We start from the raw sequence: 14,698 nt of genomic DNA on the forward strand, positions 1-14,698 counted from the left end.
AAAAGTTAGGTATGCCTACGCTAACGAGCGTTTTCGATGCTGGGCGTGGGCCAGGAGGGGTCGTATGTGGGATGACGCGTTTCCGAGCTTCCTCATCGGATTGCGGGAGGGGCTGGAGGCAGGGCTGATCGTCTCCGTCCTCGTGGCCACGCTGGTACGGGCGGGGGCCCGGGAGCGGCTGCCGCAGGTGTGGACGGGGGTGCTCGCGGCGATCGCGGTCGCGCTGAGCTTCGGGGCGGTGCTGACGTTCACCGCCGCGTCCCTGTCGGCGACCGCGCAGGAGGCTTTCGGCGGCACCCTCAGCGTGATCGCCGTCGCGTTCGTCACCGCGATGGTGTTCTGGATGCGCCGCTCGGCCCGGAGCTTCTCGGGCGAGATCCGGGAGAAGGTCACCGGAGCGCTCGGCATGGGCGCGGGCGTCCTCGTCGTCACCTCCTTCCTCGCCGTCGGCCGGGAGGGCCTGGAGACCGCGCTGTTCCTGTGGACGACCGCCCAGGCCGCCGGCGAGTCCGCGGGACCGCTCACCGGCGCCGCCATCGGGCTCGTCCTCGCGGCCGGGCTGTGCTGGGGGCTGTACCGGCGGGTCCTGAAGATCGACCTGACGAAGTTCTTCACGGCCACCGGAGCCGTCCTCATCGTCATCGCCGCCGGGGTCCTCGGGTACGGGCTGCGCGATCTCCAGGAGGGCGGGGTGCTGCCGGGCAAGGCGGCGTACGCGTTCGACCTGAGCGGGAGCGTCGACGCCGGGTCCTGGTACAGCACGCTGGTGCAGGGCGTGCTCAATCTGACGCCGGCGATGACGTGGCTCCAGGTGGTGGGATACGTCGGATATCTCGGTGTGGTCATGGCGTTGTTCGTGCGGGGGGTGCGGGAGCCGGCGGGGGTGCGGGCGGCGCGGGCTTCGAGTGCTCAAGCTGCTCAAGCTGCCGGAGCTGCCGAGCCCGCCGAGCCTGCCGGAGCTGCCGAGCCTTCTGAGCAGACGGCCGCTGAAGAGGCTGCCACTCAAGAGACGCCTGCTGAAGAGGCGCCCTCCCAACAGCACCCCGCCCCCGCCAGGAAACCCCGCCCCACCTGGCTCGTCCCCGTCTCCGTCGTCGCCGTCCCCGCTGTCATCGCCGGTCTCGTCGTCGCCCTCGGCGACCCCAAGCCCGCCGGTGCCCAGACCATCGCCGTCTCCGAGAAGGACTGCGGCAAGGGCTTCACCGCCCCCGACCCCGGCCGGCGTACCTTCCAGATGCACAACACCGGCGACAAGACCTCCGAGGTCTATCTCATCGATCCGGCCACCGACGCGGTGTACGGCGAGATCGAGGGGCTGGCTCCGGGCACGACCCGGGATCTGGTGGCGACCGTGGCGGGAGGGTCGTACGCGTGGCGGTGTGTGCCGACCGGCGGGACGGCCGTGACGTCCAAGGCGGTGCGGGTGAGCGGCGGGGGGACGGCCAAGGCGGTCGTACCCGTCTCCGAGAACGATCTCGCCGGTCCGCTCGCGCAGTACAAGGCGTACGTCGATCAGGGGCTCGGCGTGCTGGTGGCGCAGACGCGGGTGCTCGCCGCCGACGTCGCGGGCGGTGATCTGGGCAAGGCCCGTACCGACTGGCTGACCGCGCATCTGACGTACAACTCGCTGGGCGCCGCGTACGGGACGTTCGAGGACTTCGACCAGAAGATCAACGGGCGGGCCGACGGGCTGCCGGGCGGGGTCGCCGACAAGGACTTCGCCGGGTTCCACCGGGTCGAGTACGGGCTGTGGCACGGCGAGTCGGCGGCGTCGCTGAAGGCGCCGGCCGAGCAGCTGGCCGCAGCGGCGGCGGGGCTCCAAAAGGCGTTCCCCACCCAGGACTTCGACCCCGGTGACCTGCCGCTGCGGGCCCACGAGATCCTGGAGAACACCCTCCAGTTCGAGCTGACCGGCGACACCGACGAGGGCAGCGGCACCAACCTCGCGACCGCCGACGCCAACTTGGCGGGCACACGTGAACTCCTCGTCGTGCTGCGGCCGTTGCTCACCACGCGCGCGCCGCGGCTGCTGCCGACGGTCGACGCGGACATCGCGCGGCTCCAGAAGCTGCTCGACTCGGCGCACCAGGGCGGGAGTTGGACGCCCGTGGCGCGGCTCGACGCGGTCACGCGGGCGAAGGTGAACGGGGCGACCGGGCAGTTGCTCGAAGACCTCTCGCCGGTGCCGGACCTGCTGGAGATCCGGAAGGCCGCCTGATGACCACCCCCGATCGCGGCTTCAACTCCCCTGTGCACAAAGACTCCTCGCCCCCCGAAGGGAACCCCCCGATGTCCTCCGCTCCGCACGGCCAGGGCCGCCGCTCCTTCGTCAGAACGGCGCTCGGCGCGGGCGCGGCCGGTGCCGTGCTGGCCGGCGGCGGGTTCGCGCTCGCCGAGAGCGGCGGGGGCACCGCCGAGGCGGCCGAGCAGACGGAGGACGCCGCGAAGATCGCCTTCCACGGCGCCCACCAGGCCGGCATCCTCACCCCCGCGCAGGCGGCGGCGACGTTCGTCTCCTTCGACGTCATCGCCGACGACCGCGCGGGCCTGACCGAACTGCTCAAGACGGTCACCGAGCGGGCCCGTTTCCTCACCTCCGGCGGCGCCCCGGAGGACCTCGGGGTGGGCGCGCCGCCGTCGGACAACGGCATCCTCGGCCCGACCGTCCCCGCCGACGGCCTGACGATCACCGTCGGCGTCGGCGCGTCCCTCTTCGACGGCCGCTACGGCCTCGCGCAGGCGAAGCCGCGCAAGCTGACGCCGATGCGGACCTTCCCGAACGACAACCTCAAGCCCGCCGAGTCGCACGGCGACCTCTCGCTCCAGATCTGCGCGCACCGCCAGGACACCGTCCTGCACGCGCTGCGCGACATCGCCAAGCACACCCGGGGCGCCCTCCAGATCAAGTGGCGCGCGGACGGCTTCCAGAGCGCCCCGCGCCCGACCGGCGCCCAGCGCAACCTGCTCGGCTTCAAGGACGGCATCGCGAATCCGGACGTCACGTCGGCCCGCGAGACGAGCCGGCTGATCTGGGCGGGCGCCGGCGAGCCGGCGTGGGCGGCGGGCGGCAGCTACCAGGTCATCCGGATCATCCGGATGCTCGTCGAGTTCTGGGACCGCGTCTCCTTGAGCGAGCAGGAGCTGATGTTCGGCCGCCGCAAGGACACCGGGGCGCCGCTGGACGGCGCGCGCGAGACGGACATACCGAACTACGCGAAGGACCCGCACGGCACCGCGATCCCTCTGGACGCGCACATCCGGATGGCGAACCCGCGCACCTCGGCGACCGACAACTCCCGTATCCTGCGCAGGGGTTACAACTACGACCGGGGGGTCGACAGCGTCGGCAACCTCGACATGGGGCTGGTGTTCTGCTGCTACCAGCAGGACGTGCGGCGGCAGTTCGAGGCGACGCAGACCCGGCTGATCGACGAGCCGCTGGTCGACTACATCTCCCCCACCGGGGGCGGGTACTTCTTCGCGCTGCCCGGGGTGCGGAACGCCCAGGACTGGCTGGGACGGGGGATGTTGGGCGCCTAGATCGGCCCAGCTGATCCAAAAGCCGCACAAGAACTCGTAAACCGTACACGCATCCAAACCCCCTCCAAGCGCGTCTTACAAGCGACATCCGCCGACCTTGGAGGGGGCTTCCCGATGCAGCGCCGTCTGCTCGCCACCACGCTCACAACAGCCTTGTGCGCGACCGCACTTGCCGCGACCGCCGGTACCGCGTCCGCCGCGCCGAAGGCGGTCGACTGCCGCAAGGTGAAGTGCGTCGCCCTGACCTTCGACGACGGTCCCGTCGCCGACACCCAGCGGCTGCTGCGCATGCTCAACGAGCGCAATGTCAGAGCGACGTTCTTCATGGTCGGCCAGAACGTCCAGGCCAACCCCTCGATCGCGCGCGCCATATCCCGCGCCGGCAACCAGATAGGCAACCACAGCTGGAACCACGCCGACCTGACCCGGCTCGGCGCGGCGGGCGTCAGCTCCCAGTTCTCCCGCACGGACACGGCCATCAAGAACGCGACGGGCGTCAAGCCGACGACGGTCCGCCCGCCCTACGGCGCCAACAACGCCACGGTCCGCAGGGTCGCCGCCCGCCCGCTGGTCAACTGGAGCATCGACACCCTCGACTGGAAGTACCGCGACACGGCCCGCCTGGTCCGCGTGGTGAACTCGCAAACCCGCCCGGGCGACGTCGTGTTGATGCACGACATCCACAAGACGACGGTCAGCGCGGTCCCCGGCATCATCCAGGGCCTGAAGGCCCGGGGCTTCCACTTCGTCACGGTGGACCAGCTGTTCGCCCCGAAGAAGCTGACGGCGGGGAAGGTCGTGTACGACAACCGCGCGGCGTACCGGCCGTAGGGTCAACTCGCCGCCACGGCCGCCGACTTCAGCGTCCTGAACCGCCCCCTCCGGTGCTGAAAAGTTTCAATCGGATCCCGGAAGTTACCTTCGCGCACGGCATGGACACCGGCATCAGCCGCCACTAGCGTCTGCCGCCGGTTCCGATGAAACGATCCAGCCGCGTGAACAGCCGAAGGGACGGGCCGCATGTCGCACGAAGTGAACAGACCTCCCCGGACAGAGTTACGGCGCAGGACTCTGCTGACGACGGCGCTGGGGGCGGTCCCCGTGACCATGGCGGCCGGCGGCCTCGGCTCGGGCACCGCCTGGGCCGGGGCCGGCTCGGGGCGCACGGGCGTCACGGGGCCGACGGGTGTCGCGGGGCTGACGGTCGAACACCGGACGGACCCGCTGGGCGTCGACTCCCCGCGCCCCAGGTTCAGTTGGCGCACCGAGTCGGCCGTGCGGGGCCGGCGGCAGTCCGCGTACCGCGTGCTGGTCGCCTCGTCCCCGGACCGGCTGACGCGGACGCGCGCCGACGTCTGGGACAGCGGCCGGGTCTCCTCGGCGGACTCGGTCGCCGTGCGGTACGCGGGCCCGGCGCTGCGCGCGTCGACGCGCTACCACTGGACGGTGACGGTGTGGGACGAGCGCGGACGCCCCGAACCGGCCGCGCCCGCCGCGCACTTCGAGACCGGGCTGCTCTCCACCGACGGGGTCGCGGGCTGGGACGGCGCGCTGTGGATCGGCATGGCGGGCAAACGCCCGAACAGCCCCGGCGCGCCCCTGCTGCGCCGCCAGACCCCGCTGACCGGCCCGGTGCGGGAGGCGCGGCTGTACGTGTCGGCGCTCGGCGTGTACGACGTGTACGTCAACGGCCGCCGGGTACGGGTGCCGCACGGCGGCGGCAGCACGGAGGAACTGCTGGCGCCGGGCTGGACGAACTACGACGCCCGCGTCGACTACCACGCCTACGACGTCACGGAGTTGGTGGCGGCCGGCCGCAAGGCGGTGACGCTGGGCGCGGTGTTGGGGAACGGCTGGTACAACTCCCGTGTCTCGGAGGGCAGTACGTACTACGCGGAGTCCGGCCACGGTCTCGCGCTCAAGGCGAAGCTGCTGATCCGGTACGCGGACGGTTCCGTACAGACGGTGGTGACCCGCCCCGGCGACGGCTGGCGGGCCACCGACACCGGGCCCTACCGGGCGGACGACATCTACGACGGGCAGACGTACGACGCCCGGATGGAGCTGCCCGGTTGGGCGGAGAACGGGTTCGGCGCGGCCGGGTGGGCGGAGGTGGCGGAGGACAACTTCCTTGCCAGGTTCCCTGGTTCGCTGCTGGTGGCGTACCCCGGGGAGAGTGGGCGGATCGCGCCGGAGTGGGATCACAGGCCGCGTTCGGTGACCGTCTATACGGGGGTGACGGGGAGCGGGAAGGGGCGGATCGTCGTCGACGCCGCGCGTACGGTCACGGACCCGGCTCATGCCGCCGTCGCCGCTGTGACGCTGGGCCCCGGCGACACCGTCGTACTCGACCTGGGCCAGAACGTCGTCGGGGTCCCCCGGTACACACTGCGCGGCCCCGCCGGGGCCCAAGTCACCTTCAGGCCCGGGGAGATGCTCAACGACGACAGCGCGGGTGCGGACGGTCCGGTGGGGTCGGTGTACCGGGCGAATCTCCGGTCGGCGAAGGCGACCAGTACGTACATCCTCAAGGGGGCGCGGCAGGGGGAGACGCATCAGGACTCGCTGACGTTCTACGGGTTCCGGTACGTGTCGGTGACGGCGTCCGAGACGGTGACGCTGAGCGGGTTCACGGGGCGGGTCGCGACGTCGGCGCTGCGGGACATCGGTGCGGTGACGACCGACGACGAGAGCGTCAACCAGCTGATCAGCAACGTGCGTTGGGGGCAGCGCGGGAACTACTTCTGGGTGCCGACGGACTGTCCGCAGCGCGACGAGCGGCTGGGCTGGACCGGGGACACGCAGCTGTTCTCCAACACCGGTCTCTACAACGCGGACGCGGTGAACTTCCTGACCCACTTCACCGACACGTTGGCCGACTCCCAGCGCATCTACGGCCTCGACGGCGCCCAGTTCACCTGGGTCGCCCCCGGCAACCGCTACAACCAGCCGGTACCGGCGAGCGGTTGGGCGGACTGCGGGGTCGTCGTGCCGTGGACGGTGTGGCAGATGTCGGGCGACGCGAGCGTCGTCGACCGCTGCTGGCCGGCGATGACGAAGTACCTGGACTGGATGCGGGCCCGCACCGGCGACACGTACGCCGGCCCCGGCGCCGTCTTCGGCGACTGGCTCGCGTTCCAGATCACCAGCACGCAGCTCATGAGCGACGTGTACTACGGCTACAGCGCCCGCCTGATGGCGGACATGGCCCGCGCGACCGCCCGCACCGCCGAAGCTGCCGCGTACGACGGCCTGTTCGCCCGCATCAAGCAGGCTTTCGTCACCAAGTACCTGGCCACCGACCCGAGTTCGGGCACCCTGACGCTGCGATCCAGCCTCGGCGACCCGCCCCCGTGGACCCCGGGCAACGGCGCGGGCAGGACCGAGGACGACGCGCAGACCGCCCTGCTGTGGGCGCTGAAGCTCGGCTTCTACGACACCGAGGCCCAACGCCGGGCGCTGGTGGGCCTGTTGGCGGACAACATCGGCAACGACGCCGCGTACAAGGCCGCCCACCCCGACAGCGCCCGCGTCCACTACGCCGGGAACACCCTGTCGGTGGGCTTCCTCGGGGTGAACGTCCTCGCGCCGGTCCTCACCGCCGAGGGGCGCGCGGACCTCGCGTACGAGCTGCTGCACCAGGACGCGATGCCGTCCTGGCTGTACTCGGTGCGCAACGGGGCGACGACCGTCTGGGAGCGCTGGAACTCCTACTCGCGGGAGGACGGTTTCGGTCCGGTCGAGATGAACTCGTTCAACCACTACTCCTACGGCGCGATCATGGAGTGGATGTACGAGAGCATGGCCGGCATCGCCAAGGACCCCGCGCACCCCGGCTTCCGGCACTTCTTCCTGCGCCCGCACCCCGATCCGACCGGGCGGATCACCCAGGTCTCCGGCACGCATCTCTCGCCCTACGGAAAGATCGTCAGCGAGTGGCGGACCAAGGGCGGTGTCTTCACGCACCGGTTCGCGATTCCCGCCAACTCCTCGGCCACACTACGGATCCCGGCCACCGATCCGGCACGGGTACGGGAGGGGCGGGTGCCGCTGGAGCGGGTCGAGGGGGTGGAGTTCGCCGGCTTCGCGGAGGGGACGGCGGTGTACCGGGTGCCGTCGGGGACGTACGAGGTGACGTCCGCGCTGATCTGATGTGACGTCAATCTGCCGTGGCCGGAGGGGACTTCGGTCACGGCAGTGGCGGCGCACGTCCTGGCGTACCTCAGAGGCACCGCCGGGCCGTGTCTTCCGGGTGCCGTTCGCCGTGCTGGGCGGTGTCGATCCGGCGGGCGGTGCGGCGCACATCGGGCTCGGGTGACAATTTCCAGGTACCTAAGGGCTGTTGTCGGGACAGCGCCCCTTTCGCTCCCCTATTCTCCATGCGCCGCGAACGGTCGTCCGCCCTGCGGGGCGGGCCGGCAGTCATGGGGGATGCGTGAGTGAGGATCTGGGCTTCGAGAAGCTCCTCGCCGAGGACGGCTTCTTCGGGTGCTTGTTCGGGCGGTCGCCGTCGGGCGCCGCCCGCAAGCCGCTGTACGGCGGCGATCTGCCGGTGGTGCTGCTGACGGGCGGTCCGGGCATGGGGAAGGCGCGGCTGCTGCGGGAGTTGCGCGGCCGGTTCGGGTCCAAGGTGCCGGTGGTCCGGCTCGACTGCGGGTCGGCGGAGTACGCGGACCTGGCGCGGGCGGAGCCGGACGCCCGTTCGGCGGCGACCGAGCTGCTGTTCGAGGCCGCCCGGCAGCTGAGCGGCTGGCGGGGCCCGGGCGGCTCGTTCGCGTTCCCCCGGTTCGTCGTGGGCCTCGCGGTGATCGCGACGGGCGTCTCGGGCGGCACCCCCGAGGCGGTGGCGGACGAGGTGAGACGGTACGAGGACCAACTGGAGCCGGGGTCAAGGCTGTTCACGCGCGCTTTCTGGCGGGGCGTGCTGCGCGGGGCCGGCCGCAACCTGTCGCAGACGCTGGCCGCGCAGACCCTCGACCCGCTGGCGAACGCCGTGGCCGGTGCCCTCATCGACGCGCTCTTCGCCGACGTCGCCCCGCGCGAGGAGACCCGGCTGGCCCGGATCTACGGCGCCTACCCCGGTGTGGGCGGACAGCCCCGGCAGGGGCTGCACGACCTCGCCGCCGACTTCCGCCGGGGCAGCGAGGAGGAGCGGGAGCAGGCGGAACGCTTCCTCTTCCGGGCGCTGCGCGCGGACCTGGAGGCGCAGTACACGAGCGCCCTGGGCTGGCTGTCCCGGGTCGGCCGTCCCGTGCTGCTGCTGGACCACGCCGACACCCCGCTGGGCCGGCAGCTGCTGTCCGCCGTCCTCACCGACCGCCGCGACGGCGAGCGCGACCGCGTGGTGATCGTGGCCACCGCGCGCCGCTCGGACGGCGGCGCCTTCCTCTACGGCGGGCTGCTGCCCAGGACGGTGACGTGTCCGGCGGAGTTCCGGCCCGCCGACGGCTTCCCGGCCACCTGGACGCGGCGGCCGGCCCCGGACCCGGAACGGACCCCGCTGGCCGACGGTGTGCTCCTGCTGCGGATGCCGCTGCTCACGCACGACCAGATCCGCGAGGAGACGGGCCGGCGGCTGCGGACGGCGGCGGAGGGCGGCGCGCACCGGGGCCGTACCGGCGCCACCGTGGACCGGCTCAGCGGCGGGCGGCCGCACGTGGCGATCCGGCTCGCCGCCGCTGCCGCCGGTTTCCCGCTGCCGCCGGGCGCCAACGACCGCGCCCTGCTGGACGCCCCGCTGCGCCTCGCGGGCGCCGGGGACGAGCGTCCGGTGGCGGAGATCCTGCTCCGGGAGCTGATCCTGGACCAGTTGCCGGTACGCCTCCCGGCCGCGCACCACGAGCAGTGGCTCGACCTGCTCACCCATCTGTCGGTGGCGCACGACACCGAGTGCGCGGACGTCCTGCTGCACCACCATCAGGCCGAGCGTGTGCACCAGTTGACGGCGCATCACGTCACGGACTACCTCACCGACGCCGGCTGGCCCCTGTGCGAGCGGCACTTCATCGGGGACTTCGGGCTGCGTCAGCTGCTGGTGCACCGGCTGTACCGGCTGCGTCCGGGCGGCGCCGCCTGGCAGGAGGACCACGAGCTGCTGCGCCGGCACTACGCGGGGCGGCCGGCGCACGAGGGGACGGGCAGGGCGTTCCGCTCCGCGGGGGCGCACCGCTGGAACCACCAGCTGGTGTCCGGGGGCGTGGACGACGTCGTCGACCATCTGACCGCCGTGCTGCCGGGCCGGCCTCAGGAGTGGTGCGCGGAGCTGCTGGAGATCGCGCAGGCGCCGTATCCCGGTGGTACGGACGACCGCCGGGCGCGGGCCGAGGGGCTGATCGTGGCGGAGGGGCCGCCGCTGCGCCGGATCGTCGCCCAGCTGCTGCACGCCGTGTGGCTGCGCGAGGAGCGGACCAGACCGGCCCGCAGGGAGAGCGCGCAGACCCTGTCCACGCTGCTGGAACGGCTGACGATCATGGATTTCGAGGGTGCCGGGCAGTTCGGCCGGACGGCCATCGAGTGGACGCGGCTGGCCGAGAACGAGCAGCCCTTGCTGCGGTGCGGCTGCACCGATCCGTCCGGACGAAGGGGGTGACCAGGTGGCCCGGTGGAAGAAGCTCCTCTGCGCGCTGCTGGCGGCTGCGGCGCTCGTGGTCACGGGGGTGTTCGTGTGGTCGTGGGTCCGGCGGCCGGACACCTGCGCCGAGGGGGTCGAGCGGATCGGCAAGGAGTGCGTCGGCGTCAACGGGGACGGCTACGACTTCGGCACCCCGGAGATCACCGACGTGGCGAAGGACATCGGCGAGGAGAACGCGCGGATCGCGCGGCAGCCCCATGTGACGGTCGCGATGATGCTGCCGCTCCAGACGGACGACAAGGCCGCGCGGCGGTGGACACGCAGCGATCTCCAGGGGGCTTATCTGGGGCAGGCGGAGGCCAACCGGAAGGAAGGCGTCCTGCCGAAGATCAGACTGGTGCTCGCCAACCCCGGGCGCAACTACGAGCGGCAGTCCGAGGTCGTGGACACCCTGCTGGCCATGACCGGCCCCAAGGACAACCTGCGGGTCGTGACAGGCTTCAACCTGAGCCTGCCCAAGACCAAGGACGCCGTCGCGCGGTTGACGAACAACAGCAACAAGGTGTCGGTGCTCGCCTCCTGGATCACCGCGGACGACATCGCCAACAAGGACCGCACCGACGTCACCGCGCCTCTGGCGTTCCCCGGCCTGGCCAGGATCATCCCGACCAACGGCGACTCCGCGCGGGCGCTGTCGAACTTCTACCGCGACCGCCACCAGTCGGGCCGCAAGGCGGTCCTGGTCTACGACACCCGCCCCGACAGCTACGACCAGTCCCTGGCCCAGGCCTTCAGCGGCCTCAAGGGACCGGACGACCCCGACGCGATGCCCTTCGTCTCCCCCGACATCAACGACCCGGGGTCGACCGGCAGCCTGTTCCAGCAGATCACCGGCAACATCTGCGTCAGCGCCGCCGACACCGTCTACTTCGCGGGGCGCGCGCTGCACCTGAAGCTGTTCGCCCTGCAACTCGCCGCCCTGCGCTGCGCCGGCAAGTCCTTCACCGTCATCAGCGGCGCCAACGCCGCCACCCTCCAGCAGTACATGACGGAGGACGACTGGGCGGCGCTGCGCGGGGAGGACGGCAAGGCCAAGGTGACCGTGCAGTACACCGCGCCGGCGCACCCGGACGCCTGGAGCACCGAACTGGCCCGCTGGCACGCGGCCCACCCCAAGGCGACGACCCCACCTCAGTACCTCACCGAGCCCGCGGACGCGCTGTCCGGCCTGCGGGCCCTGATCAAGGAGCGGTACGCCAAGAAGCCCGCCCCGGACCTGACGGACTCCCGGACGATGCTCGTCTACGACGGCATGGTCACCATCGGCGACGCCCTGCACGAGCTACAGACCTCGGACACCGCCAAGGTGCCCAGCCTGGACGATCTCCGCGCCGAGTGGCCGCAGTTGCAGTCCCAGCACCGGGTGGCGGGCACCAGCGGCCTCATCTGCCTGACCACGACCGGCAATCCCTACGACAAACCGCTCTCGGTGGTCCAGCTGGATCCGACACAGACCGCCGACAAGCGGCTTCAGTTCCTTGGGCTGGCTTGGCCTGAGGGTGGGGGGCAGCCGGGCAATTGCGTGATACCTGGGCGGGTTCGGCGGGATTGATGGTTGGGGGAGGTGGTGGTTGGTGGAGGGGGGACGGCTGGCGGAAGTGGTGGCTGGAGGAGGGGTGGCGGCTGGCGGGAGGGGTGGCTGGAGGAGGGATAACGGCCGACGGGAGGGGTGGCTGGCGGGGCGGAAGGGACGGCCGGTGGCATCGGGGTGTCCCGGCTGTGGGTTCTTCTCCGGCGGGTGGGGCTGGATGCGGTGAGCGTGGCGGCGGGGTCCGGCTGGATGTGGTGGTCCCGGCGGCGAGGGCCGGCTGGATGCGGCGATCGTGGCGGCAGAGTCCGGCTGGATGCGGTGGTCCCGGCGGCAGGGGCCGGCTGGATGCGGCGATCGTGGCGGTGGGGGTCGGCTGGATGCGGTGGTCTTGGCGGCGGGGTCGGTCATTCGGCTGACTGCGGCCGGGGGGCGGGCGCTGGAGTCTGGCCGTTCGGCCGAGGTGGGGTCACTGGGTGTGACGGGAGATTAGAGGCAGGCTTTCCCCTGCTTCAGGAGTCCGCACGATGTCCAGCCAGTTGCTCGCCGCCCCGCCCGCCCGGGCAACCGTTCCGGCCGCCTCCCCCCGCTGGGGCTTGCTGTACTGGTGGGCGTGCGCGGCGTTCGCGTTCGGACTCGCCGCCCTGACGACCCTCCCCACCCACCGGGTCTGGGGAGTCTGCGCCGGCCTCGGCTACACGCTCGCCGCCGTCGCGGCGCACCGTACGGCGTCCCCGTGGAGCCGGCCGAGCCTGCTAGCGGGCCTCGCCGGGGCCGTCGTCCTGCCCCTCGCGGTCCTGCTGCTGACGGGCGGCGCGCAGTCCGAGGTGAAGGTCGTCGAGCACGCGGGGAGTCTGCTGCTGGGCAGCGGCAGTCCGTACGTCCAGCAGCCGGCCGAGGTCCAGGACTACAACCCGTATCTGCCTGGCATGGCCCTCTTCGGCCTCCCCCACGCCCTGCTGGGCCCCGGCCCGCTCGGGGACGCGCGGCTCTGGTTCGCGGCGGTGTTTGTGGGGTGCCTGGGGCTGGCGGCGCGGGGGGTGTCGGGACGTACGGCCACGGGAGGGCGCACGGCCACGGGAACGGGCCCCGCACTTGCGGGAACGCTCTCCTCGGTTGGAGGGCTTGCTGGAGAGACTTCGGTGCGCGGGGGAACGCCTGCCTTGGCTGGAGGGTTTGCTGGGCCACCCCGGGGGCTCAAGGGAACGCCGTCCCCGGCTGAACGGCCCGCTGGTCCGACCTCGGTACGCAGAGGAACGCCCGCTCCGACCGGAAGGGTTGCTGGACCGAACCGGGTGCGCAGGGGAACGCCGTCCCCAGCTGAACGGCCCGCTGGACCGACCTCGGTACGCAGAGGAACGCCCACTCCGACCGGAGGGCTTGCTGGAACAACCCGGGTGCACAGGGAAACGCCATCCTCAGCTGAACGGCTCGCTGAACCGACTCCGGTGTTCACAGGAACGCCCTCCTCCCCTACGGGACCGCCCCCGTCGGCCATAAGAACCCCTCTCCTCCTCGCCGCCTTCCCCGCGGTGGCCCTCCCTCTCGCGGTCGGTGGCGTCGATCTCCCCGTCATCGGGCTGATGTGTCTCGCGCTGGCTCTGGCCGGACGCGGATCGGGGACGGCGGCCGAACGCGGTGCCTTGGCCGGAAGCGACTCGGGAACGCCGACCGGACGCGGCTCGGAGAGGGCAGCTGGGCGCGGCTCGGAGAGGGCAGCTGGGCGCGGCTCGGGGACGGCAGCCGGACGCGGCTCGGGCAAGGAGGCTGGGCACGGCTCGGGGGCGGCGACCGGACGCAGCTCGGAGAGAGCAGCCGGACGCAGCTCGGAGACGGCGAGCAGACACGACTCGGGGACGGCAGCCGGACGCGACTCGGGCACGACGCCCGGGCACGACTCGGGCACAACGGCTGGGCACAGCTCGGGCACAGCAGCCGGACTCAGCTCAGGCAGGGCGACCGGGCACGGCTCGGGAACGGCAGCCGGGCGCGGATCGGGGATGGCGGCTAGGCGCAGCTCAGGCACAGCCGCCGGGCTGGCCATGGGCGCGGCGGCTGCGCTGAAGTGGACGGCGTGGCCATTGCTGCCGGTGACGCTAGTGCTGGTGGCGATGACCAGGGGCCGGCGGGCGGCCGTGCGGGCGGGGTGGACGGCGCTGCTGGTGGCCGGGGCTGCGGTGCTGCCGGCGGCGGTCGTACAGCCGCACGCCTTCTACGAACAGGTGGTCCTCTTCCCGCTGGGCGCGGGCGGGGCGCACTCTCCGGCGGCGAGTCCGCTGCCGGGGTATCTGCTGGCGGCACACGTCCCCGGCGGCCGGGCGATCGCCGTCGGCGCGCTGGTGCTGAGCGCGGTGGTGATCGCCGTGTCCTTGCTCGTCCGGCGACCGCGTACGGTGCGTGCGGCGGCGGACCGGCTGGCGCTCGGGCTGGGGCTCGCGATGTGCCTGATGCCGGCGACGCGTTTCGGGTATCTGGTCTATCCGCTGGTCCTGATGGCCTGGTGCCGGCTCGACGAGGGCCGGGTGGCTGACGCCGCCCGAGCCACCCAAGTCGCCCGAGCCGTTCCAACTGCCCGAGCCGCCCGAACCGTTCCAGCTGCCCGAGCTGCCCGCGCCGTCCAAGCCGCCGCCACCCGAGCCGTCCAAGCCACCCGAGCTGCCTACACTGCGCGAGCCACCCAAGCTGCCCGAGCCGCCCATAGCACCCGTGGCACCCGTGGCACCCGCACAGCCCGAGCCACCCGAGCAGCCCACGCTGCGCGAGCCGTCCAAGCCGCCGTCACCCGAACCGCCTACGTCGTCCGAACCGCCCGCGCATGGCTGCTGCGATGGATACGCCGGACCCGGCCGGGAATACCGGACAGAAGCTCGGCCGGGCACAGACACGGGCGCATCCGCAGCAGGCGTCACCTTTCCGACCGGTGACCATACCGCTGGTGCCGCTTCCACTCGCGCCAGTTCCGGGCGCCGGTTCCGCTCACGCCGCTTCCGCTCACGCCA

7 protein-coding genes are annotated in these 14,698 nt (G+C 72.1%); all 7 read left to right on the top strand.

Translation table 11 applies throughout. The features are described from left to right. The first annotated feature begins 64 nt into the window (after positions 1–64). The 7 genes from efeU to ACYUD3_RS09020 all read left to right on the top strand — a co-directional run bounded on the left by efeU (position 65) and on the right by ACYUD3_RS09020 (position 14,623). Positions 65–2,218, top strand: coding sequence for an iron uptake transporter permease EfeU (gene efeU, locus ACYUD3_RS08990; RefSeq protein ID WP_470966405.1), 2,154 nt, complete (start codon positions 65–67; stop codon positions 2,216–2,218). A 71-nt stretch (positions 2,219–2,289) separates the two neighbouring features. Next, entirely contained in the window at positions 2,290–3,540 is a 1,251-nt protein-coding gene (gene efeB, locus ACYUD3_RS08995) for an iron uptake transporter deferrochelatase/peroxidase subunit (RefSeq protein WP_470966408.1), read from the top strand. Positions 3,541–3,654: 114 nt separating this feature from the next. After that, entirely contained in the window at positions 3,655–4,371 is a 717-nt protein-coding gene (locus ACYUD3_RS09000; RefSeq protein ID WP_470966411.1) for a polysaccharide deacetylase family protein, read from the top strand. 189 nt (positions 4,372–4,560) lie between these two features. After that, a complete protein-coding gene (locus tag ACYUD3_RS09005) occupies positions 4,561–7,692 on the top strand; it encodes a family 78 glycoside hydrolase catalytic domain (protein WP_470966413.1) in 3,132 nt (1,043 codons plus the stop codon). Between the two features lie 283 nt (positions 7,693–7,975). After that, positions 7,976–10,129: a hypothetical protein gene (locus ACYUD3_RS09010; RefSeq protein ID WP_470966416.1), complete on the top strand. Its 2,154-nt coding sequence runs from the start codon at positions 7,976–7,978 to the stop codon at positions 10,127–10,129. Between the two features lie 4 nt (positions 10,130–10,133). After that, positions 10,134–11,723, top strand: coding sequence for a type 1 periplasmic-binding domain-containing protein (locus tag ACYUD3_RS09015; RefSeq protein WP_470966418.1), 1,590 nt, complete (start codon positions 10,134–10,136; stop codon positions 11,721–11,723). A gap of 1,976 nt (positions 11,724–13,699) precedes the next feature. Beyond that, positions 13,700–14,623 carry a hypothetical protein gene (locus ACYUD3_RS09020; RefSeq protein WP_470966420.1) on the top strand — a complete coding sequence of 308 codons (924 nt, stop codon included), beginning with the start codon at positions 13,700–13,702 and terminating at the stop codon, positions 14,621–14,623. Positions 14,624–14,698: the final 75 nt, after the last annotated feature.

This window comes from Streptomyces sp. AMJ-169 (genome assembly GCF_055597585.1).